Here is a 21,063-nt window from a genome sequence, read left to right as displayed (position 1 = left end):
AGCGCGCACAACCGGGTGGCATGCCCACTGGTCCCTCGTCGGGGGGAGGTCCATCGCCCCTGGTCCCGCCGGCGCGCTGCGGCAGGATCCAGGCATGGCCGCCACCGACTCCCCCGCCACCACCCGGGACGCCACCCGGCGACCGCACCCGATCTGGAGCGCCCTGGTCGGGCTGACCTCGCTCGGCGTGCTGCTGCAGGGCCTGTGGGCCGGGCTGTTCCTCCGCCCGGACGCCGACGGCAGCACCTGGTACACGCTGCACCAGCGCGGCGCCGAGATCACCCTGACCCTCGCCGCGATCGCCACCATCGCCGCCGTGCGCTGGCTGCGGCGCCGCCGGGACCTGCTCATCGGGACGGCGCTGCTGCTGGTGCTGCTGGTGGCCGAGTACTTCCTCGGCCGGGCCGGCGACGCCGGCCTGCCGCTGCACGTGCCGCTGGCGATGCTGCTGCTCGGCCTCGCGGTCTGGCTGCCGATGGCCGCCCGGCGCCGGTAGGTCCCGGATGCCCGCCGAGGTGAGCGCGCTCGTCGACGCCGTCCGGCGCGGGCTGACCGAAGCGGGCGACCCGGAACGGGCCCGCAGCACGCAGGCCTACCTGAAGACCACCGAGCCCTGCCTCGGCGTGCGGCTGCCCGACGTCCGCCGGATCGTCCGGGCCGCCGCCGAGGCGCACCCGCCCGGCTCCGCCATCGAGGTCGGGGCGGCGGGGCAGCTGCTCTGGCGCGGCGCCGAGCACCGGGAGGAGCGGCACGCCGCCATCGCGCTCACCGGCCTCCCCGCGGCGCGGGGCGCCCTCGAGTTGCTGCCGCTGTACCGGGAGATGATCACCACCGGCGCCTGGTGGGACCTGGTCGACGGCGTGCAGCCCCGGATCCGCGACCTGCTGCTCGCGCACCCCCACACGCTGCGGCCGGTGCTGCAGGGCTGGGCGCACGACCCCGACCGCTGGCTGCGTCGCAGTGCCGTCATCGCCCAGCTGGGCGCCAAGGAACGCACCGACACCGCACTGCTGGCCGAGGTGGTCGAGGCCAACGCCGCCGACCCGGAGTTCTTCGTCCGCAAGGCGATCGGCTGGGCGCTGCGCGAGCACGCGAAGACCGACCCGGCCTCGGTCCGGCGGTTCCTGGCCGAGCACGAGCTCAGCCCGCTCTCCCGCCGGGAGGCGGCCAAGCACCTGACCTGACGGTCAGTGGGCGGACTTGCCCCGGTGCACGGTGAGGTTCATGACCAGCACGATCAGCGCGCCCACGGCGAGCCCGATCAGCGCGCTGGCCAGGGTGTTGACCGACCAGCCCACCACGCCACCGAGGGCACCGGTGGCGTCGGCCGCCGCCTCCTCCAGGTGGTGCACCACGTCGTAGACGGCGTGCAGCCCCAGCTCCTCGCTGCCGACGAGCAGGATGTGCCCGCCCACCCACAGCATCGCGGCCGTCCCGACGATCGTGAGCGCGGTGAGCACCTTGGGCATGGCCGTCACCAGCCCGCGCCCGAACCGGGCCACGCCCGCGCGCGGTCGCTCGGCGAGCTTCAGGCCGACGTCGTCCATCTTGACCAGCAGCCCGACGAAGCCGTAGACGGCGATGGTGATCAGGACCGCGACGACCGCCAGGATGATCGCCCGCGCCCAGAACCCCTGGTCGACGACCTCGTTCAGCGAGATGACCATGATCTCCGCCGACAGGATGAAGTCGGTGCGCACGGCACCGGAGACGATGGTGTCCTCGTCGGGCAGCGCACCCTCGTCGGTGGTGTGGTCGTCGGAGTGCCCGGCGACCTTGGCCCACACCTTCTCCGCGCCCTCGTAGGCGAGGTAGCAGCCACCGATCATGAGGATCGGGGTGAGCAGCCACGGCAGGAACTGGCTGAGCAGCAGCACCACCGGCAGCAGGATCAGCAGCTTGTTGCGCAGCGACCCCAGCGCGATGCGCCGCACGATCGGGATCTCGCGCTCGGCCGCCAGCCCGCGCACGTACTGCGGGGTGACGGCGGCGTCGTCGACCACCACGCCCGCGGCCTTCGCGCTGGCCCGCCCCGCCGCCATCCCGATGTCGTCGATCGAGGCCGCTGCGGCACGCGCCAGCACCGCCACGTCGTCCAGCAGCGCTACCAGTCCACCCGCCACGACAAGTCCTTCCGGTCGGTCAGCGATGTGCTGACCCGGACATCTTGCGGTGTCGCGCCGGTCCCCGCTCGCGCGCCGCGCACGAGCGGGGACCGGCAGCCCGGTCAGAAGGTGAGCACCAGCCGTCCACGCACCCCGCCGGCCTCGAGCCGGCGGTGCGCCTCGGCGGCCCCGGAGGCCGGGAAGGTCTCCGCCAGCCGCAGGGTCAGCACCCCCTTCTCCACCGCCGCGCGCAGCCCGTCGAGCTTCTCCTGCTCCTCCGCGTACTGGCCCACGAACACCGGGTGCACGTGCAGGTCGCGCTGCCCGTCCCCGGCGTAGCCGCGCACGGTGGTCACCTGGCCGCCGTCCTTCACCGCGGGCAGCACGGCCTCGTTCTGCACCGCGCCGTCGGCCAGCCCGTCGACGCCGTCGGGGTACTGCTCGCGGATCCGGTCGGCGACGCCGTCCCCGCGCCGGACGACGACGTCGGCGCCCAGCTCGCGCACCAGCTGCTCGTCGGCCTCCGCGGCATCGGCGACGACGGTCAGCCCCTCGGCCTTGGCCAGCTGGACCACGTACCCGCCGAACGCCCCGGCCGCGCCGGTCACCGCGAGCACCTGGCCCGGCTGCAGCGCCATCGCGTCCAGCGCCTGGCGGGCGGTGAGCCCGTTCATCGGCAGCGTCGCGGCGGCCGCGTCGCCGGCGCCCGCCGGCACCCGGGCGATCGAGCGGGCGGGGAGCACGATGTCCTCCCGGTAGGCGCCGTGCGCACCCGTGGGCACCACGATCCCCATCACCCGGTCCCCCACCTGCAGGTCGGTCTCCACGCCCTCGCCGATCTCGGCGAGCACCCCGGCGACGTCCATGCCGGGGACGTACGGGAACTCCTCGACCTGGTCGCGCTCGGCGTACAGACCGCTGCGCAGGCCGGTGTCGGTCGGGTTGACCGCCACCGCGGCCACCCGCACGCGCACCTGCCCGGGGCCCAGGGGTTCCTGCGGGACGTCGACCAGCTGCAGGGCTTCGGGCCCACCGAACTCCGTCACTCCGACTGCTCTCATGCCCTCCGGCGTACCCGATCGCCCGCGCCGGGCACACCGGACGGCCACGTGGCGGAAGCCACGCTCGCCGCTACGAGGCCGAGCGGCCGGGTGGCACAGGGCCGGCGGTTACCGTCGCAGCGGTGATGCTCCGCCGTGTCCTGATCACCGCACTGGTCGTGCTCTCCCTGGCCGGCTGCTCGTCGACGGAGGAGCCGGCCGCCGTCAGCCCGGGCACGGCGGAGCCGACCGCGGCCGGTGACGCGGCCGCCGCCGCCGCGACCGCCGACCCGGCCGCCGCGCAGGACCCCGCCCAGGCCGCGGTCGCCATCGCCCTGCGGGCCGCCGACCTGCCGGCCGGGTGGTCGGTGCAGGCCAACCCGCTCCCCGCCGACGCCGACCTCGCGGGCAACCCCAGCCTGACCGGCATCTGCGGCCAGACCTTCGCCTCCGAGGCGCAGCGGACGTCGAAGCAGCCGGTGGTCGGGCTGGACGACGCCGGCACGCCCCAGCTGTCGTCGGAGGCGATCGCCTACGCGTCGCCGGCCGCCGCCGAGGCCGCCGTGCAGGAGCTGGTCCAGGCCTTCAGCCGCTGCCCGGAGGACCAGTACACCTTCGAGCCGGGCCCGAGCGCCGAGGGCCTGGCCCCCACCAGCGTCGTCTTCCAGTACCGGCTCGCCGACGGCACGACCCAGGTGGTGATCGCGCAGGCCACCGGCCAGCTCCTGTCGGTGCTGATCGGCGAGGACCCGGCGATCACCGCCGCGGCCGGCCGCTCGATCGCCACCCGGATGGCCGCGCTGCCCGCCGCCGCGGTCGGCGGCTGACCGGCCGGGTTCAGCCCTCGGGCGGGGTGAAGGACGACGTCCGGGTGAGCCCCGCGGCGCGACCCTTGCCGGCGACGACCAGCGCCATCTTCCGGCTGGCCTCGTCGATCATCTCGTCCCCGAGCATCGCCGACCCCTTCGCGCCGCCGGCCTCCGACGTCGACCACTCGTAGGCGTCGAGGATCAGCTCGGCGTGGTCGTAGTCCTCCTGCGAGGGCGCGTAGACCTCGTTGGCCGCCTCGATCTGGCCGGGGTGCAGCACCCACTTGCCGTCGAAGCCGAGCACCGCCGAGCGCTTGGCCACCTCACGGAACCCGTCGACGTCGCGCACCTGCAGGAACGGGCCGTCGATGGCCTGCACGCCGCGGGCCCGGGCGGCCATCAGGATGGTCATCAGGATGTGGTGGAACGGGTCACCCGGGTAGTCGGGGTGGAGCGCGCCGACCACCAGCGACTTCATGTTGATGCTGGCCATGAAGTCGGCCGGGCCGAAGACGATCGTCTCGATCCGGTCGCTGGCGCCGGCGATCTCGTTGACGTTGATCAGGCCCTGCGCGTTCTCGATCTGCGCCTCGATGCCGATCCGACCCACCGACAGGCCGTTGGCCTTCTCCACCTGGGTGAGGAGCAGGTCCAGCGCCCGGACCTGGGCGGCGTCGACCACCTTGGGCAGCATCAGGCAGTCCAGCTCCGCCCCGGCGCCCTCGACCACCTCGATGACGTCGCGGTAGGTCCACTCCGTCGTCCAGTCGTTGACCCGCACCACCCGGATCTTCTCGCCCCAGCCGCCCTCGTTGAGCGCGGCGACGATGTTCTTGCGGGCGCCCGGCTTGGCCAGCGGCGCGCAGGCGTCCTCCAGGTCGAGGAAGACCTGGTCGGCGGGCAGGCCCTTGGCCTTCTCCAGGAACCGGGGGTTGCTGCCCGGGACGGCGAGGTTGGAACGACGGGAACGGAGCTCGGCCACGGTGCCTTCTTCCTGCCGACGACGGTGTCAGGCCCGGACCCTAGCGGCGCGCCCTACAGCGGGTCGGCCTCCGGAGCCGGGCGGCCGGCGCGGACCACCAGGGCCACCCCGATGACGACGGCGACCATCCCCGGCAGCGCGAGCAGCGGCGGCGCCTGCTGCAGCAGCACCAGCGCGACCAGCAGCGCGCCGGGCACCTCCAGCAGGATCGCCAGGCCGACCACCGTGGGGCCCACCGTGGAGAGCACCTTGTTCAGGATCGTGTGGCCGAGCAGCTGCGCGCAGACGGTGATCGCCGCGATCAGCCACCAGTCGCGGGCGCTGAACCCGACCAGCGGCACCCCGGCGACCAGCGCGGCGACGGCGAGGGCCAGCGCACAGGTCGAGTAGCAGGCGACGGCGTAGGCGGAGGTGGTCAGCCGGGTGCGGGCCCGCGCGCCGGCGAGCATGTAGCCGCCGGCGCAGATCGCGCCGAGCAGCGCCAGCCCGTCACCGGCCAGCGCCTCCCAGGAGACCGTGACGTCGACCCCGGCGATCAGCGCCGCACCCAGCACCGCCAGCGCCAACCCGGCCCACACCTGCCGGGGCAGGTGCACGCCCGAGACCCGGGCGGCCAGCGCCGTCCAGATCGGGGTGGTGGTGACCAGCGCGGTGGAGGCGGCGACCGTGGTCATCGACAGGCTGGGCAGCCAGGCGGCGAAGTGCGCGGCCAGGAACAGCCCAGCCACCACCGAGCTGCCCAGCTGGCGCACGCCCACACCGGCCAGCGCGGGCCGGTCGCGCAGCAGCAGCGGCACCAGCAGCACCGCCCCCGCGGCGTTGCGCCAGAAGGCGATCGCCAGGAACGAGGTGGCCACCAGCGCGGTCAGCGGCCCGGAGAAGGAGACGCCGACGACCGCGACGGCCATCAGCGCCGCGTCCCGCCCACCCGGCCGGGAGACCGCCCACGCCGGGGCGGCCGTGGCGGCCGAGCTCACGAGGGGGTCCGGATGGTGCCCGTCGCGACCGGGACGACGGCGCCGGCGACGGTGGCCGCGGTGGCCCGGCCCCCGGCGGTGGTCACCGTGCACTCCAGCAGCGACGGGCGGCCGAGCTGCTCGCCCTGGCGGACCGTGTACCGCGCCGTCCCGTCGGCCGGCACCAGCCCCACGGCGGCCAGCCACACCCCGGCGCCCAGCGCCGCGGAGCCGGTGGCCGGGTCCTCGCCCCAGCGCAGGTCGCCGGCGAACACCCGGGCGCGGGCCGTCGCGGCGCCGGCGTCCCAGCTGAGCACCGAGACGCCCTCGCCGACGCCGAGGCGGTCCAGCGCGCCCTGGTCGGGCCGGGCCCGGTCGACGGCGTCCGGGCGCACGGCGAGGTAGGTGAAGGGCAGGCCGCAGCCGGCGACGTGCGCGGGCTGGCCGGCGAGGTCGTCGGCGGTCAGCCCCAGCGCGACCGCCACGGCCACCGGGTCCGGGGCGTCGGCGAGCGTGGGCTCCCCGCCGCCGAGGGTCGCGCCGTCGTCGTCGACCGTCAGGTCGAGCACGCCGACGGCGCACTCCTGGCGCAGCCGCCCGGCCGGGAGCCGGCCGGTGCGCACCAGGGTGTGCGCGGCGCCGACGCTGGGGTGCCCGGCGAAGGGCAGCTCGGCGAACGGGGTGAAGATCCGCACCCGGTAGTCGGCGCCCGAGCCCGGCGTGGGGGCGCACAGGAACGACGTCTCGGACAGGTGGAACTCGAACGCCAGCGCTTGGCACTGCCCGGTGGTCAGCGCGTCGGCGTCGAGGACGACGGCGAGCGGGTTGCCTGCGTAGGCGTGGGGGGCGAACACGTCGACGACCTCGTAGGCCAGCCGATCGGGTGCCGGTCCACCAGGTGCCAGTCCGTCAGGTACCGGGGCGCTCACCTGCGCGACGGTAGCCTCCCCCCGTGACCACGGTGACGAGGGCGTACGTCTCCCGGATCGCCGGGTTGACCGTCTTCGACCCCAACGGCGACCGGGTCGGCAAGGTGCGCGACGTGCTGATCGCCCTGCGGGTGGGCAGCGCCGCCCCGCGCGTGCTCGGGCTGATCGTCGAGGTGGTCGCCCGGCGGCGGATCTTCTGCCCGATGGGCCGGGTCACCGGGCTGGACGCGTCCTCGGTGACGCTCGCCTCCGGCACGGTCAACCTCAAGCGCTTCGAGCAGCGCGCCGGGGAGACGCTGGTGCTCGGCGAGCTGCTGGACCGGCGGGTGACGATCGACGAGTCCGACCGCCCGGCCACCGTCGTCGACGCGGCGATCGAGCAGACCCGCACCGGCGACTGGGTGGTGTCCCGCCTCGCGGTGCAGGAGCCGGGCCGGCTGGGCCGGCGCGGTCAGCTCCAGCAGCTGGCCTGGGACGAGGTCGGCGGGCTGTCGCTGCCGGAGACGGGGCAGAGCGCGGAGACGCTGATCGCCACCTACCGAGAGCTCAACGCCGCCGACGTGGCGCACGCCCTGCAGGACCTGCCGATCAAGCGCCGCCACGAGGTGGCCGAGGCGCTGGACGACGAGCGGCTGGCCGACGTCCTCGGTGAGCTGCCGGAGTCCGAGCAGATCACCATCCTCGGCACCCTGCACGAGGGCCGCGCGGCCGACGTGCTCGAGGAGATGGACCCCGACGACGCCGCCGACCTGCTCGCCGAGCTCTCCAACGTCGACCGCGACCGGCTGCTGGAGCTGATGGAGCCCGACGAGGCCGAGCCCGTCCGGCAGCTGCTGAAGTACTCCGAGGACACCGCCGGCGGCATCATGACCAGCGAGCCGGTCATCCTCTCCCCCGACGCCACCGTCGCCGAGGCGCTGGCCCGGGTCCGGACACCCGAGCTCAGCCCGGCGCTGGCCAGCCAGGTGTACGTGTGCCGGCCGCCGTCGGCCACCCCCACCGGCCGGTACCTGGGGCTGGCACACATCCAGCGGCTGCTGCGCGAACCGCCGTCGTCGCTGGTCAGCGGCGTGCTCGACGACATGGACCCGCTCCGCCCGGAGGCCCCGCTGGCCGAGGTCACCCGGTACTTCGCCACCTACAACCTGGTGGCCGCCCCGGTGGTCGACGCGCAGGGCCGGCTGGTCGGGGCGGTCAGCGTCGACGACGTCCTGGACCACCTGCTGCCCGACGACTGGCGCGAGCGGGCCCGTCGTGGCTGAGTCCGCCGACCGCCGGGCCGACCTGCGGCTGGACCAGCCCCGCGGGGCGCGCGGCCTGGGCAGCTTCCTGCGGCTCGACCCCGACGCGGTGGGCAAGTTCGCCGAGGGCATCGCCCGGTTCCTGGGCACCGGCCGGTTCCTCGCCGTGCAGACGATCATCGTCATCGTCTGGATCACGCTGAACGTGACGGCGGTGCAGCTGCGCTGGGACCCCTACCCGTTCATCCTGCTGAACCTGGCCTTCTCCACCCAGGCCGCCTACGCCGCGCCGCTGATCCTGCTGGCGCAGAACCGGCAGGCCGACCGCGACCGGGTGCAGGCCGAGGAGGACCGGGCGCGCGCCGCGGCCAACCGCGCCGACACCGAGTACCTGGCCCGGGAGCTGGCCTCGCTGCGGGTGTCGATCGGCGAGCTGGCGACCCGGGACTTCATCCGCGGGGAGCTGAACCGCCTGGTGCCCGACGAGGGCGAGGACCGGGAGCGGAAGAAGAAGGAGAAGAAGCGCCGCGAGGCGGCCGCCGACCCGGTCGGCTGACGCCCCGACCCACCCGGCTCAGCCCCGGATGGCGGCGAGCACCGCGGCGACCGGGTCGGCGACGGCGGTGTCGACGACGGTGTGCCGCTCGTGCCACTGGTCGAGCCGCCGGCCCTGCACCTGCGCCCAGGTGGGCACGGTGTGACCGGCGAGGTCGGCGGTCCGCTGCTCCACCCGGCGGCGGTGCTCGGCCGGATCGGTGCAGATCAGCCGCACCCAGTGCACGCGCGCGCCGTGCCGGGCGGCCAGCTCCCGGAAGGGCCGGCGGGCCGCGGCGACGTCGAACACCGCGTCCACCACGACGTCGGTGCCGGCGCTGAGGCAGGTGTCCGCGGCGGCGGTCGCCAGGTCGTAGCCGTGCGCGCCGACGTCGCCCGGGCCGGTGACCAGCTGCTGACGGACGAGCGCCGCCTCGAAGGCGTCGATCCGCAGGTGCGCGGCGGGCAGCGCCGCCGCGACCGCCTGGGCGACCGTCGTCTTGCCCACCCCGGGGAGACCGCCGACCACGACCAGCACGCCCGCCATGGTGCCGGTCAGACCAGGCTCCGGAACAGGTCGAGCACGTCGGTGGCCACCAGCAGCGCCGGCACCGCGAGGACGGCGGCCCAGAGCCGGGTGCGTCGGTCGGTGGGCAGCACCGCCACCAGCACCGCAGCGGTGACCAGCTCGGCGGCCACCTGCACCGGCCGGTCGGGCAGCGACAGCTCCGGCTGCACCCAGGTCAGCCAGAGCCCCCGCGTCGCGCCGCTGCCGAGCACCAGCCCGGCCGGGACACCGAGCAGCGCCCCCGGCAGCCAGCCGGACCGCCGCGTCGCCCAGTGCACGACGGCGCCGGTGGCCGGCACCGCGGTCGCCGACAGCAGCAGCCAGGCGAGCAGCAGCCGGGTGGCCCAGCCGAAGTCCAGGACGAGCGCGGCCCACGCGTAGTAGGCGACGGTCATCGTGGCGAAGAAGACCGCCGCCCGGACGGCGGCGGCGCGCACCGAGGGCGCCAGCCAGCCGACCAGCGCCACCACCAGCACCCAGGCCGCCGGGTAGGTGCCCAGGTCCGCGGCCCAGCGCCAGCCCGACTCGTCCCCCGCCTTCGCCGCGACCCCGGCGAGCAGGCCCAGCCCGGCGCAGCCCAGCACCCGGGGCGTCTCCGAGCGGGTGCCGGTCGCCGTCGTCACGCGGTGATCCTGCCGGGGAACGCGCAGGTCGAGCGGCAGCCGCGCCGTCAGCCCGTGAGCACGTGCACCAGCGCCCCGGCGGCGCCGGCCAGCACCAGGACGACGATGAACGGCGCCCGCAGCGCCAGCGCGAGAGCCGCCACCGCGAGCCCGACCAGCCGCCCGTCGAGCACCAGCGCGGAGCCCGAGGTGGCAGCCTGCACCGCGACCAGCGCCGCGAGCAGCGCGGCCGGCACGAACTCGACGACCCGGGTCACCCAGGGCTGCTCGACCCAGGCCGCGGGCACCGACAGCCCGGCGAGCTTGAGCAGGTAGCAGCCGACGGAGGCGACTAAGACGACGGTCCACAGCGTCCCGCCGCTCACGCCACCCCCTCCCGGGCGGGCCGGGGCCGGCCGACCAGCGCGACGGCGACGACGGCCAGCACCACCTGGGCACCGGCCGGCACCACCGGCGTGAGCGCCAGCGCGACCACCGCGCCGGCGAGGGCGACGCGGCGCTGCACCCCCGGCTCGCGGGCGGTGCGCTGCAGCCGCGGCCACAGCAGGGCGAGGAACGCCGCCGGGACGATGGAGTCCAGGGCGGCCTGCGCCGTCCCCCCGAGCGCCGCCGCACTCAGCGAGCCGACCAGCGTGGTGGCGTTCCAGCCCAGGTAGAGGGTGACGCCGGTGACCCAGAAGGCCAGCCGGCCGAGCTCCCGGTCGGGTGCGGCGACCGCCATCGCCGTCGTCTCGTCGATGACCAGGTGCGCCGCGCCGGCCCGGCGCGGCCAGCCGCGGATCGCCAGCATCGGGGCCAGCCGGACGCCGTAGACGGTGTTGCGGGTGCCGAGCAGCAGGGCGCTGCCGACAGCGGCCAGTGCGCCACCGCCCGCCCCGAGCACGCCGACCAGCGCGAACTGCGAGGCGCCGGTGAACATGAGCGCCGACAGGGTGAGGGCCTGCCAGGTGTCCAGCCCGGCGGCCGCGGCGGCGGCACCGAAGGCCACCCCGTAGAGGCCGACGGCGACGCCCAGCCCCACGGCGTCCCGCAGCGTGGCGGACCGGGCGGAGCGGGGCACGGGGGCACCCTAGTGAGCCGCACCGACAGGGCGGGGCGCGCTCTCCGCTGCCGCCCCCCACCGTCGGGACCGGCGGCGTGGTGCGCCATGATCCACTGCCGCGCCGCCAGTCACGTCGCGCGCCGGACGCCCCGAGGAGATCGAGCGCCCCATGTTCCGCCAGGTACCGGTGATCCCGGTGGTCGTCCCGTCCGCCGCGGTCCTGTTCGTGGCACTGCTGTGGCACCTGCACCGCCGCGACCGGCTCACGGTGCCCCGCGCCGCCGTCGCCCTGGTCCTGTGCGGGTACCTGGCCGGGATCGTGGCGAACACCGTCTTCCCGGTCTTCCTGGACAAGCCCGTGGCCGACGGCTCCTGGGCGACGTCGTTCAACCTGGTGCCGCTGGCCGGCTACGAGGTCGCCGACGCGCTGGTGAACGTCCTCGTCCTCGTCCCGGTCGGGGTGCTGGTGCCGCTGCTGCGGGACACGGCCTCCTGGTGGCAGGCGGTGGCCGCCGGCGCCGGCCTCAGCCTGGCGATCGAGCTGACCCAGCTGCTCACCGACCACTTCCTGTCCGGCGGGCACATCGCCGACGTCAACGACCTGGTGTTCAACGTGCTGGGCGCGGCGCTCGGCGCCGGGCTGTTCCGCGCGCTGTCGCGGGTGCCCCGCGTCGCCGCACTCGTCGACCGCGTCCGTTGGCGCGGGACCCGGCCGACCAGCAGGTCCGCCGTGCACCGGTCGTAGAGTGGGTGCTGCCCGCGCGCGAGCTCTTCCGCGAGCCGATTCCCGCGGGTACCCGTCGAAGGAGATCCATCCCGTATGTCCGACACGCTGACCGGATCGCCGGCGCTGGACGCCGTGAACGCGGCGCTCGCGACCGTCCAGGACCCGGAGATCAACCGTCCGCTGCCCGAGCTCGGCATGGTCAAGGACGTGCAGATCGGGGTCGGCGGAGACCCGGGCTCGGTGCGCATCGAGGTCTACCTCACCGTGGCCGGCTGCCCGATGCGCGAGACCATCACCAACCGGGTCACCCAGGCCGTCGGCGCCGTCCCCGGCGTCACCGCCGTGCAGGTCGGCCTGGACGTGATGAGCGACGAGCAGCGGTCGGAGCTGCGCAAGACCGTGCGGGGCACCGACGCGGCCGAGCCGGTCATCCCGTTCGCCCAGCCCGGCTCGCTGACCCGCGTCTACGCGGTCGCCTCCGGCAAGGGCGGGGTCGGCAAGTCCAGCGTCACGGTCAACCTGGCCGCCGCGATGGCGAAGAAGGGCCTGTCGGTCGGCGTCGTGGACGCCGACATCTACGGCCACTCGGTGCCGCGCATGCTGGGCGTCGACGACAAGCCCACCCAGGTCGACAACATGATCATGCCGCCGCAGGCGCTGGGCGTGAAGGTCATCTCCATCGGCATGTTCACCCCGGGCAACACCCCCGTGGTGTGGCGTGGCCCGATGCTGCACCGCGCGCTGCAGCAGTTCCTCGCCGACGTGTGGTGGGGCGACCTCGACGTCCTGCTGCTCGACCTGCCGCCCGGCACCGGTGACGTGGCGATCTCCATCGCCCAGCTGCTGCCCAACGCGGAGATCCTCGTGGTGACCACCCCGCAGCAGGCCGCCGCCGAGGTGGCCGAGCGCGCCGGTGCGATCGCCACGCAGACCCACCAGCAGGTGGTCGGGGTCATCGAGAACATGTCCTGGCTGGAGCTGCCCGACGGCTCCCGCATGGAGGTCTTCGGCTCCGGTGGTGGCGAGGCCGTCTCCGACGCGCTGACCAAGACCCTCGGTGCGCGGGTGCCGCTGCTGGGCCAGGTGCCGCTGGACACCCGGCTGCGCGAGGCCGGCGACGCCGGTGCTCCCATCGTGCTCGCCGAGCCCGACGCCCCGGCCGCGCAGGCGCTGACCGCGATCGCCGAGGGGCTCACCGCACGTTCCCGCGGCCTGTCCGGCATGTCCCTGGGGCTCACCCCGGTCAACCGGTAGTCGACGCCGCACGGCAGAGAGGCCGGTCACCCCACCCGGGGTGACCGGCCTCCCTGCGTCGGTGCCGGCCTCACCGGCCGGGTGGCGCTACGTCGCGTCGGCGTCGAAGGGCGGTGGGACGGACGTGTCCCGGCTGCGGCCGGCCTGGGAGGGGCGGGCGGAGCCGGCGGCCGCGGCTGCGGCCAGGCCGGTGCTGCCGGTGGCGCTCCCCCGCTGCGCGACGGGCTCGTCGTCGTCGGCGAGCAGCTGCTGCCGGATGAACGTCTTGGGGTGGTACTGGCGCAGGTCGATGTCGCGGAGGCCGTCGAAGTCGTCACCCAGGCTGTCGTGCAGCTGGCCCCGCATGCCGGTGATCGCCGAGCGGGCCTTCTTCAGCCCACTGGCCGCGTCCTTGGCCAGCCCGGGCAGCCGGTCGGGGCCGAAGATGAACAGCGCGGCCAGCGCCAGGACCATGATCTCGCCCCAGCCGATCGAGTCGAACACCGCTCCTCCTCGCTGACCGGCCGCACGTCGCGGCCGACGTCCAGCGTAGGTGAACCGGCTGTCGCGGAGCTGAGCAGCGACCCAACACGAGGTGTCCGCCACCCGGGACGGGGCCGCGGTCAGGCGGTGACGAGGGTGGCCTGCAGCTCCCGGGAACTGCCGCCGCGGACGACCTCGATGGTGATCGTGTCGCCGGGTTCGTGGGCGTCGATGGCGACGACGAGCTCCTCCGAGCTGCCCACCGGCTCACCGTCCACGGCGATGACGACGTCCTGCTCCTGGATGCCGGCCTCGGCCGCGGGGCCACCCGGCTCGACGTTGACCACCAGGGCGCCGTCGCGGGTGCCGTCGGTGACCGAGCGGGCGTTCACCCCGAGCGAGGCGTGCACCGCCGAACCGGTGGTGATCAGCTGCTCGGCGACGTCGCGCACGGTGTCCATCGGGATGGCGAAGCCCAGGCCGATCGAGCCGCCGGTGGTGCCGTTGCCGCCGACCGAGGCGATCGCGGTGTTGATCCCGACCACCGCGCCGCTGGCGTCGACCAGCGCCCCGCCGGAGTTGCCCGGGTTGATCGGGGCGTCGGTCTGCACGGCGCTGATGACCGCGTTGGTGTCGCTGCCCTCACCGGACAGGCGCACCGGGCGGTCCAGCGCGCTGACGATCCCGCTGGTCACCGTGCCGGCCAGCCCGAGCGGCGAGCCGATCGCCACGACCGCGTCGCCGACGACGACGTCGTCGGAGCTGCCCAGCGCAGCGGCGACCAGGCCGGGCTTCTCGACCTTGAGGACGGCGAGGTCGCTGGCGGGGTCGCGGCCGACGATCCGGGCCGGCGAGCCGCTGCCGTCGCTGAACACCGCGCGGATCTCCGCGTCGTCGACGTCGGCGGCGCCGGAGACCACGTGGTTGTTGGTGACGATGTACCCCTCGTCGGCGTCGAGGACCACTCCGGAGCCGGTCGCCCCGGCGTTGGCCAGTCGCACCTCGACCGAGACCACCGCCGGCATCACCCGGGCGGCGATGTCGGAGATCGACCCGGGCTCGCGGCTCACGCCGGGTGAGACCTGGGACAGCCGGGTGTCCGGCGACAGCAGCGGCTGCTCGTCGACGCTGCGGCCGAGCCACCAGGCCGTGGTGCCACCGACCATGCCGACCAGCAGCAGGCCCAGCAGCGCCAGCGCGGTCAGCCGGACCGACAGATCACGCAGCCGCACCTTCCGCCGGCCCTGGGCGTCGACCACGACCGGTCCGGGCTGGTCGGCCTCGGCCGGGTAGACGGCCGGGGCACCGAGACCGGCGGGGGCCTGCGGGTCACGCCACGGGTCGTTCTCGGCGTCGCGCTTCCAGAACGGGCCGGCCGCGGTGCGACGGGGACCGGGACGGCCGCCGGGCGGCTCACCCAGCCCACGGTCGTCACCGCGCGGCGCGAAGGCACGCAGCACGGCCTCCGGCGGTGGAGCCGGTGCCGGCGCGGGCGGGGGCGCCTGCGGGCGGTCGGCGCCGAAGGAGCCGGTCACCTCGCCGGGCCGGCCGAAGGCGGCCTGCTGCGCCGCGGGCGGCGGCGGGGCGCTGACCGGGGCAGGGCGGAGGCGGGGTTGGTCGTCGGCGAAGGCGCCGGCGGTGCCCTCGGGGCGCGCGTAGGCGGCGCGCTCCTCGGACCGGCCGGGACCGGCGGGCGTCCCGCCGGAGCCGGGCCGGTCCGGGCCGCCGGCGCTCTCGGTCAGGGCGTTCCGCCGGGAGGCAGCGAGGTGGCCGAGCCGACGGTGAGCGTGCGGACCACGGGCGGGACGACGTCGGTGCGCTCACTGGGCACCACACCACGGGGCGCCTGGTCGCGGACCTCGCCGGCGAGCGACCCCGGCGGGGGCACCTCACGGGTCGGGTCGTCGCCGGCGGGGAGCCCGGCGGCGAGCACCGCGACGCCCATGCCGAGGCCGGCCAGCGCACCGGTCATGCCGCGGCGCAGCCAGCGGGCGGAGCCGGTGCGGGCCGGCGGGTCGGTCGGGGTCAGCGGGATCGCCCAGGAGCCCCCCGTGCCGCTGGCGGTGAGCCCACCGGAGCCGGCGCTCAGGCCCCCGCCGCCGAACCCGCTCACCTCGGCGGTGAACGGGATGGCGTTCAGCCGGGAGAGCAGGTCGCCGGGGACGGCCACCTCCTGCTCGTGCTGGAGGGCGGACTTCGCCTCGCGCTGCATGGCCACCGCCATCCGGCACTGCGCGCAGCCGGTCAGGTGCCGGGCGGCGCGCCCGGCGGCCCCGCCGGAGAGCTCGCCGTCCACGAGGGCGGCGATCGCCTCCTGGGCCAGATGGCTCTCCGGGATGCTCACGAGACCCCCTGGACGGGCACCGGACGGTTCGGGGCCAGGTGCGCGAGCGCCTCACGCAGCTGCACGCGGCCGCGGTGGATGCGGGAGCGCACGGTGCCGAGCTTGATGCCCAGCGTCGCGGAGATCTCCTCGTAGGTGAGGCCCTCGATGTCGCAGAGCACCACGGCCACGCGGAACTCCGGGGAGAGCGCGTCGAGCGCCGCCTGGATCTGCGGGTCGAGGTGGGTGTCGGCGTACACCTGCTCGGGCGAGGGCGCCGATCCCGGCAGCCGCTCGGTGTCCTCGGGCAGCGCGTCGAAGCGGATCCGCTGCCGGCGCCGCACCATGTCCAGGAACAGGTTGGTGGTGATCCGGTGCAGCCAGCCCTCGAACGTGCCCGGGGAGAAGTCGGCCAGCGAGCGGAACACCCGGACGAAGGTCTCCTGGGTGAGGTCCTCGGCGTCCTGCTGGTTCCCCGACAGGCGGTAGGCCAGCCGGTAGACCCGGGCGGAGTGGTCCCGCACGACCTGCTCCCAGGTCGGGGCCACCCAGCCGTCGCCGGCCGGGGCGCCGCCCTCGGGCAGGGGCGCGCCGCTGGCGGGGTCCGGTGCGGTCACCTGCTCAGGATCGCAGACGGCCGACGCCGACACCTCCCCAGCGGGGGTGGACAGATCGGCGGCGGTGGACGGGCGGGCGGCACGCGAGAGACGCACGATCGGATCAACGGCCGGCGAGCGCGGGCGTGTTCCCGGACGGCAGGACCCACAGGGAGCTGACAGGTTGCGCCCCCGGCCAGGCGCGGACCGGGCCGGCGCCTCTAGGCTCGGGCGGTGACCAGCGTCGGCGGCCCGCCCTCTCCCGGAGCCTCCCCGACCAGCCCCGCGGACTACGCCGACGGCTTCGCCGCCGAGCCCCCCGCCGTGGCCACCGCCCGGCACCGGGCGACGACGTCGGCCCTGGCGTTCGGCACCGCGACGCCGGTCGAGCCGGCGGTCGGCGCGACGCTGGCCGTGCTCGCCGCCGGGGTCGACGCGCGCTCGGTCGTGCTGCTGGGCAGCGGCGGCGGGGTGGCCGGCCTGTGGCTGCTGCAGGGCATGCGGCGCGACGGCGTCCTCACCGCGCTGGACGCCGACCCCGCCGAGGTGCGCGCCGCCCGGCGGGCCTACACCGAGGCCGGGGTGCCGCAGGGCCGCACCCGGCTGATCTTCGGCACCCCCGGCGAGGTGCTGCCCCGGCTCTCCCCCGGCGCCTACGACCTGGTGGTGTGCACCGGCCCGCCGTTGGAGTGGTCGGCGCAGCTGCCCGGGCTGGTCGGCCTGCTGCACCGGGGCGGGTCGCTGGTCTGCCACGGACTGCTCGCCGACGGACGGATCGCCGACCGCGCCGCCCGCGACGAGCAGACCGTCGCCTGGCGGGAGGTGGCCCGCACCGTCCGCGAGGACGAGTCGCTCACCAGCGCCGTCCTGCCCGTCGGCGCCGGCCTGCTGGTCGCCACCAAGCGCGACTGAGCGTCAGCCGAAGCCGAACTCCCCCGCCGGCTCCCAGGGGCCGCCGCGGTAGTGCCACAGCCCGAGCCCCCGGGCGCGGACCGTCTCGGGTGTGAACGCCGCCGCGAGCTGCGCGTGCAGCGCCCGGGCGACGTCGGGCGGCACCTTGTTCTGCACCGTGACGTGCGGGTGCGCCCACTGCCGGTCCTGCCGGGTGAGCCACGGGCCGAACCGAGCGGCCAGTGCACGGCGCAGCCCGGTCAGCTCGGCGGCGTCCAGGTCGATCGCCACGCCCCGGCCGAGGAACCGCACACCGGTGACGGCGACGTCGAACGGTGCCCGGCCGGCCGCCGTCCGCAGCTCGTCGCGCACCTCACCGAGGTGCTCCCCCGGCAGCGCGTGGAACAGCGTGACGTGCGCCTGGAGGTGGTTGCGCTCGGCCGGGAAGTGCGCGGCGCGGAGCCGGTCGAACCGCTGCTGGGCGGCGTCGTCCAGCAGCAGGGTCACGATGAGCGGATCGACCACGCGGTGCTCAGCCGATCGCGCGGGCGCCCTTGCCGAGCACGGTGATCCCGCCGGCGCTCACGTGGTACCGCTCGCGGTCGCGGTCCAGGTCGACGCCGATCCGCGCGCCCGGCGGGACGACGACGTTCTTGTCCAGGATCGCCCGGCGTACCACCGCGCCCTCGCCGACGTGCACGCCGTCCATCAGCACGCTGCCCTCGACGCGGGAGCCGCGCTCCAGGCGCACGTTGGGCGAGACCACCGACTGGTGCACGGAGCCGCCGTCGATGATCACCCCGGCGCTGACCATCGACTCCTCCGCGCGGCCACCGAGCACGAACTTCGCCGGCGGCAGCATCGGCGGGAGGGTGTAGATCGGCCAGCGGTCGTTGTAGAGGTTGAAGATCGGGCTGACCGAGACCAGGTCCATGTGCGAGTCGTAGTAGGCGTCCAGCGTCCCCACGTCCCGCCAGTAGCCGTGGTCGCGCTCGGTCTCCCCCGGCACGACGTTGCTGCTGAAGTCGTAGACGTAGGCGTCACCGGCGTCGGCCATCATCGGCATGATCGACCCGCCCATGTCGTGCACCGAGTTCTCGTCGGCGGCGTCCACCCGCAGCGCCTCGAGCAGCGCGTCGGTGGTGAACACGTAGTTGCCCATCGAGGCGAACGTCTCCTCGGGGCTGCCCGGCATCCCGGGCGGGTCGGCCGGCTTCTCCAGGAACTGGCGCACCTTGCCGTTCTCGTCGGCGTCGATGACGCCGAAGGCGGTCGCCTCCTGGCGGGGCACCCGCAGGCCCGCCACGGTCACGCCGGCGCCGGTGGCCAGGTGCTGGTCGATCATCTGCGCCGGGTCCATCCGGTACACGTGGTCGGCACCGAAGACGACGACGATCTCCGGCCGGTCGTCGTAGATGAGGTTGAGGCTCTGGTAGATCGCGTCGGCGCTGCCGGTGTACCAGCGCGGGCCCAGCCGCTGCTGCGCCGGCACCGGGGTGATGTAGCTGCCCAGCAGCGTCGACATCCGCCACACGGTGGTGACGTGCCGGTCCAGCGAGTGGCTCTTGTACTGGGTGAGCACCGCGATCCGCCGGATGTCGGCGTTGACCAGGTTCGACAGCACGAAGTCGATGAGCCGGTAGTTGCCCCCGAAGGGCACCGCGGGCTTCGCCCGGTCCTGGGTCAGCGGGGCCAGCCGCTTCCCCTCACCACCTGCCAACACGATGCCGAGAACTCGGGGGCCGCCACGCATGGACGGACCGTAGCGGCTCCCCCGGGAGTTCGCCCCATCTGCCGGGCCGTTCACCACCTAGGGTGAGCGCGTGCGCGTCGGAGTGATCACCCGGGAATGGCCGCCGGACGTCTACGGAGGGGCCGGGGTGCACGTCGAGCACCTCGTCGCCGCGCTCCGCGGGCTCGAGCAGGGGCCGGAGCTGGACGTCCACTGCTTCGGCGGGCCCCGCGGGGACGCCACCGGGCACGGGGTGCCCGAGGGCCTGCGCTCGGCCAACGGCGCGCTGCAGGCGGTCGGCACCGACGTCGAGATCGCCGCCGCGGTGGCCGGGGCCGACCTGGTCCACTCGCACACCTGGTACGCCAACCACGCCGGCCACCTGGCGCAGCTGGTGCACGGCTCCGCGCACGTGGTCACCGCCCACTCGCTGGAGCCGCGGCGGCCGTGGAAGGCCGACCAGCTGGGCGGTGGCTACCGGCTCTCCTCCTGGGTCGAGCGCACCGCCTACCACTCCGCCGACGCGGTCATCGCGGTCAGCCGGGGCATGCGTTCCGACGTGCTCGACGTCTACCCCGACCTCGACCCGGCCAAGGTCGTCGTCGTCGGCAACGGGGTCGACGCCCAGGCCTACCGGCCGGTGCAGGACGCCGACGTCGTCCGCTCCCTCGGGGTCGACCCGGACCGGCCGTACGCGCTGTTCGTCGGCCGGATCACCCGGCAGAAGGGGCTCACGCACCTGCTGGCCGCGGCCGAGCAGCTGCCGCCGGAGGCCGGCCTGGTGCTGTGCGCCGGCGCACCGGACACGCCGGCGGAGCGGCAGCAGGTCGCCGACGCCGTCGCCGAGCTGCAGCGACGCCGCACCGGCGTGGTGTGGATCGAGCAGATGGTGCCGCGCGAGCAGCTGGTGCCGCTGATCACCGGGGCGACGGTCTTCGTCGTCCCCTCGGTCTACGAGCCGCTGGGCATCGTGAACCTGGAGGCCGCCGCCTGCGGCACCGCGGTCGTGGCCAGCGCCGTCGGCGGCATCCCCGAGGTCGTCGACGACGGCCGCACCGGGCTGCTGGTGCCCTACGACGCCGGCGACCCGGCCGCCTTCGCCGCCGGGCTGGCGGCGCGGATGGCCGAGCTGCTCGCCGACCCCGACCGCGCCGCCGCGATGGGCGCCGCCGGCCGGGAGCGGGTGCTCGCCGAGTTCGGCTGGCCGGCGATCGCCGCGCAGACCCTCGCGGTCTACGAGGACGTGCTCCGCGCCCGAGGGTGAGTCACGGGGGCGGTCGGTCAGCGGTCGAGCTCGCTGCGGCCGCGGCCGGCCTCCTTGGCCCGGTACAGCGCGGCGTCCGCCCGGCGCATCACGTGCGAGGCCTGCTCCCCGGCCCGGTGCTCGGCTACGCCCACCGAGAGCGGGACGCGGGTGCTCGCCGCCCGCAACCGCTCCACGAACCGGAGCGCGTCCGGGCCGGAGCAGGCGGGCAGCAGCAGTGCGAACTCGTCACCGCCGTGCCTGGCCAGGACGGCGCCCCGCGGCAGCAGCGGCCCCCAGCTGTCGGCCACCGTGCACAGCAGCTCGTCGCCGGCGGCGTGCCCCTGCTCGTCGTTGACGGTCTTGAAGTCGTCGACGTCGGCCAGCGCGACGGAGAACTCCTCCCCGGAGCGGACGGCGACCCGCACCGCCTCGTCGAGCGCGTCGTCGAACCCGCGGCGGTTGGCCAGCCCGGTGAGCGCGTCGACGCTCGCCCACGAGGCCTGCCGCACCAGCAGGGCCACCACCAGCCCGATGGTGGCCGTCACCAGCGCGACCGCGACCACCGACCCCGGGGGCAGCCCCCGGGCCGCCAGCACGACGACGCAGGCGGTCATCGCCAGCAGCAGGTAGCCCAGCGCCACGGACGGCGCGAAGAGGAAGAAGGCGGCGACCGCGACGAAGGAGTAGACGCCGGCCAGCGCCAGCGCGTCAGCGGTGTCCGGCGCCCGGGCGACCACCGCGGTGATCAGCCCGGTGCCCAGCACCACCGCGAGGTGGAGCACCCAGCGCGGCAGTGCCCGCCCCCACGCGACCAGCCCCAGACCGACCAGCACTGCCGTGGGGCCGATGGCGGTGAGCAGCGGGGACTCCCGGTGGCCCGGCCCACCGGGCAGCCACACCACCGCGAGCACGGCCAGCCCACCGAGGGCGTAGAGCAGCCCGATGACGGGACCGGCCACCCGGGCAGTGGCCACCTCGGGCGCGCGCCGGCTCCACCTCATGC

25 protein-coding genes are annotated in these 21,063 nt (G+C 75.4%); 9 read left to right on the top strand and 16 right to left on the bottom strand.

Translation table 11 applies throughout. The features are described from left to right. Positions 1–94: 94 nt before the first annotated feature. Together JD78_RS01300 and JD78_RS01295 are read left to right on the top strand one after the other, a co-directional pair. Complete coding sequence (locus JD78_RS01300) at positions 95–496, top strand: hypothetical protein (RefSeq protein ID WP_153356708.1); 402 nt, start codon at positions 95–97, stop codon at positions 494–496. Between the two features lie 7 nt (positions 497–503). Further along, on the top strand, positions 504–1,184 hold the full coding sequence (locus JD78_RS01295) for a DNA alkylation repair protein (RefSeq protein ID WP_166520895.1): 681 nt from the start codon (positions 504–506) through the stop codon (positions 1,182–1,184). A 3-nt stretch (positions 1,185–1,187) separates the two neighbouring features. Here the strand turns inward: JD78_RS01295 and JD78_RS01290 are convergent, their stop codons facing one another. Together JD78_RS01290 and JD78_RS01285 are read right to left on the bottom strand one after the other, a co-directional pair. Next, positions 1,188–2,123, bottom strand: coding sequence for a DUF808 domain-containing protein (locus JD78_RS01290; protein WP_153356705.1), 936 nt, complete (start codon positions 2,121–2,123; stop codon positions 1,188–1,190). 104 nt (positions 2,124–2,227) lie between these two features. Then, positions 2,228–3,166, bottom strand: coding sequence for an NADP-dependent oxidoreductase (locus JD78_RS01285; protein ID WP_153356702.1), 939 nt, complete (start codon positions 3,164–3,166; stop codon positions 2,228–2,230). A 122-nt stretch (positions 3,167–3,288) separates the two neighbouring features. Here JD78_RS01285 and JD78_RS01280 point away from each other — a divergent pair, with 122 nt between their 5' ends. After that, entirely contained in the window at positions 3,289–3,972 is a 684-nt protein-coding gene (locus JD78_RS01280; protein ID WP_153356700.1) for a hypothetical protein, read from the top strand. 10 nt (positions 3,973–3,982) lie between these two features. Here the strand turns inward: JD78_RS01280 and JD78_RS01275 are convergent, their stop codons facing one another. The 3 genes from JD78_RS01275 to JD78_RS01265 are packed head-to-tail and all read right to left on the bottom strand — an operon-like array spanning position 3,983 to position 6,821. After that, the gene (locus JD78_RS01275) at positions 3,983–4,936 is read right to left on the bottom strand and encodes an HpcH/HpaI aldolase/citrate lyase family protein (RefSeq protein WP_153356697.1); all 954 of its coding nucleotides are present in this window, start codon (positions 4,934–4,936) and stop codon (positions 3,983–3,985) included. Between the two features lie 53 nt (positions 4,937–4,989). Continuing rightward, the gene (locus JD78_RS01270) at positions 4,990–5,913 is read right to left on the bottom strand and encodes a DMT family transporter (protein WP_228394904.1); all 924 of its coding nucleotides are present in this window, start codon (positions 5,911–5,913) and stop codon (positions 4,990–4,992) included. Continuing rightward, positions 5,910–6,821 (bottom strand): PhzF family phenazine biosynthesis protein, encoded by a 912-nt coding sequence (locus JD78_RS01265; RefSeq protein WP_228394903.1) that lies wholly within the window; start codon positions 6,819–6,821, stop codon positions 5,910–5,912. The genes JD78_RS01270 and JD78_RS01265 overlap by 4 nt, the downstream gene beginning before the upstream one ends. A gap of 23 nt (positions 6,822–6,844) precedes the next feature. On the opposite strand from JD78_RS01265, the gene JD78_RS01260 reads away from it, so the two are divergent. Next, positions 6,845–8,083 (top strand): magnesium transporter MgtE N-terminal domain-containing protein, encoded by a 1,239-nt coding sequence (locus JD78_RS01260; RefSeq protein ID WP_153356694.1) that lies wholly within the window; start codon positions 6,845–6,847, stop codon positions 8,081–8,083. Continuing rightward, positions 8,076–8,618 carry a DUF1003 domain-containing protein gene (locus tag JD78_RS01255; protein WP_153356691.1) on the top strand — a complete coding sequence of 181 codons (543 nt, stop codon included), beginning with the start codon at positions 8,076–8,078 and terminating at the stop codon, positions 8,616–8,618. The genes JD78_RS01260 and JD78_RS01255 overlap by 8 nt, the downstream gene beginning before the upstream one ends. A gap of 18 nt (positions 8,619–8,636) precedes the next feature. Here JD78_RS01255 and JD78_RS01250 read toward each other — a convergent pair whose 3' ends face one another. Genes JD78_RS01250 through JD78_RS01235 form a run of 4 tightly spaced genes read right to left on the bottom strand, consistent with a single transcriptional unit; the run spans position 8,637 to position 10,847 of the window. Further along, on the bottom strand, positions 8,637–9,134 hold the full coding sequence (locus tag JD78_RS01250; protein ID WP_166520894.1) for a P-loop nucleotide/nucleoside kinase family protein: 498 nt from the start codon (positions 9,132–9,134) through the stop codon (positions 8,637–8,639). Between the two features lie 17 nt (positions 9,135–9,151). Further along, positions 9,152–9,787 carry a DUF6518 family protein gene (locus JD78_RS01245; RefSeq protein WP_153356684.1) on the bottom strand — a complete coding sequence of 212 codons (636 nt, stop codon included), beginning with the start codon at positions 9,785–9,787 and terminating at the stop codon, positions 9,152–9,154. 47 nt (positions 9,788–9,834) lie between these two features. Next, entirely contained in the window at positions 9,835–10,152 is a 318-nt protein-coding gene (locus tag JD78_RS01240; protein ID WP_153356681.1) for an AzlD domain-containing protein, read from the bottom strand. Next, complete coding sequence (locus JD78_RS01235; protein WP_153356678.1) at positions 10,149–10,847, bottom strand: AzlC family ABC transporter permease; 699 nt, start codon at positions 10,845–10,847, stop codon at positions 10,149–10,151. Before JD78_RS01235 ends, JD78_RS01240 begins: the two co-directional genes overlap by 4 nt. A 151-nt stretch (positions 10,848–10,998) precedes the next feature. Here JD78_RS01235 and JD78_RS01230 point away from each other — a divergent pair, with 151 nt between their 5' ends. Both JD78_RS01230 and JD78_RS01225 read left to right on the top strand, forming a co-directional pair. Then, complete coding sequence (locus JD78_RS01230; RefSeq protein WP_153356675.1) at positions 10,999–11,574, top strand: VanZ family protein; 576 nt, start codon at positions 10,999–11,001, stop codon at positions 11,572–11,574. Between the two features lie 75 nt (positions 11,575–11,649). Next, positions 11,650–12,810, top strand: coding sequence for an Mrp/NBP35 family ATP-binding protein (locus tag JD78_RS01225; protein ID WP_153356672.1), 1,161 nt, complete (start codon positions 11,650–11,652; stop codon positions 12,808–12,810). 87 nt (positions 12,811–12,897) lie between these two features. Here the strand turns inward: JD78_RS01225 and JD78_RS01220 are convergent, their stop codons facing one another. From JD78_RS01220 to sigE, 4 genes are all read right to left on the bottom strand, one after another. Then, entirely contained in the window at positions 12,898–13,293 is a 396-nt protein-coding gene (locus JD78_RS01220) for a twin-arginine translocase TatA/TatE family subunit (protein WP_153356669.1), read from the bottom strand. A gap of 119 nt (positions 13,294–13,412) precedes the next feature. Continuing rightward, the gene (locus JD78_RS01215) at positions 13,413–14,807 is read right to left on the bottom strand and encodes a S1C family serine protease (RefSeq protein WP_228394902.1); all 1,395 of its coding nucleotides are present in this window, start codon (positions 14,805–14,807) and stop codon (positions 13,413–13,415) included. Between the two features lie 203 nt (positions 14,808–15,010). Beyond that, positions 15,011–15,616, bottom strand: a complete 606-nt coding sequence (locus tag JD78_RS01210) for an anti-sigma factor family protein (protein ID WP_153356666.1) — start codon at positions 15,614–15,616, stop codon at positions 15,011–15,013. Further along, positions 15,613–16,212, bottom strand: coding sequence for an RNA polymerase sigma factor SigE (gene sigE, locus JD78_RS01205; protein WP_243730953.1), 600 nt, complete (start codon positions 16,210–16,212; stop codon positions 15,613–15,615). Before sigE ends, JD78_RS01210 begins: the two co-directional genes overlap by 4 nt. 213 nt (positions 16,213–16,425) lie before the next feature. Between sigE and JD78_RS01200 the strand changes: the two genes are divergently transcribed. Continuing rightward, positions 16,426–17,103 carry an O-methyltransferase gene (locus JD78_RS01200; RefSeq protein WP_153356663.1) on the top strand — a complete coding sequence of 226 codons (678 nt, stop codon included), beginning with the start codon at positions 16,426–16,428 and terminating at the stop codon, positions 17,101–17,103. A 3-nt stretch (positions 17,104–17,106) separates the two neighbouring features. Here JD78_RS01200 and JD78_RS01195 read toward each other — a convergent pair whose 3' ends face one another. Then, entirely contained in the window at positions 17,107–17,607 is a 501-nt protein-coding gene (locus JD78_RS01195; protein ID WP_153356660.1) for a 2'-5' RNA ligase family protein, read from the bottom strand. Positions 17,608–17,614: 7 nt separating this feature from the next. After that, positions 17,615–18,835 (bottom strand): glucose-1-phosphate adenylyltransferase, encoded by a 1,221-nt coding sequence (glgC, locus tag JD78_RS01190; RefSeq protein WP_153356657.1) that lies wholly within the window; start codon positions 18,833–18,835, stop codon positions 17,615–17,617. 70 nt (positions 18,836–18,905) lie between these two features. Between glgC and glgA the strand changes: the two genes are divergently transcribed. Next, the gene (glgA, locus tag JD78_RS01185) at positions 18,906–20,078 is read left to right on the top strand and encodes a glycogen synthase (RefSeq protein WP_153356654.1); all 1,173 of its coding nucleotides are present in this window, start codon (positions 18,906–18,908) and stop codon (positions 20,076–20,078) included. A 17-nt stretch (positions 20,079–20,095) separates the two neighbouring features. Here the strand turns inward: glgA and JD78_RS01180 are convergent, their stop codons facing one another. Then, positions 20,096–21,061 (bottom strand): GGDEF domain-containing protein, encoded by a 966-nt coding sequence (locus JD78_RS01180; protein ID WP_153356651.1) that lies wholly within the window; start codon positions 21,059–21,061, stop codon positions 20,096–20,098. Between the last annotated feature and the right edge of the window lie 2 nt (positions 21,062–21,063).

Source organism: Modestobacter roseus (assembly GCF_007994135.1).
Classification (GTDB): Bacteria; Actinomycetota; Actinomycetes; order Mycobacteriales; family Geodermatophilaceae; genus Modestobacter; species Modestobacter roseus.
The sequence above is the reverse complement of the archived record's forward strand: the minus strand, read 5'-3'. Positions and strand labels throughout refer to the sequence as shown.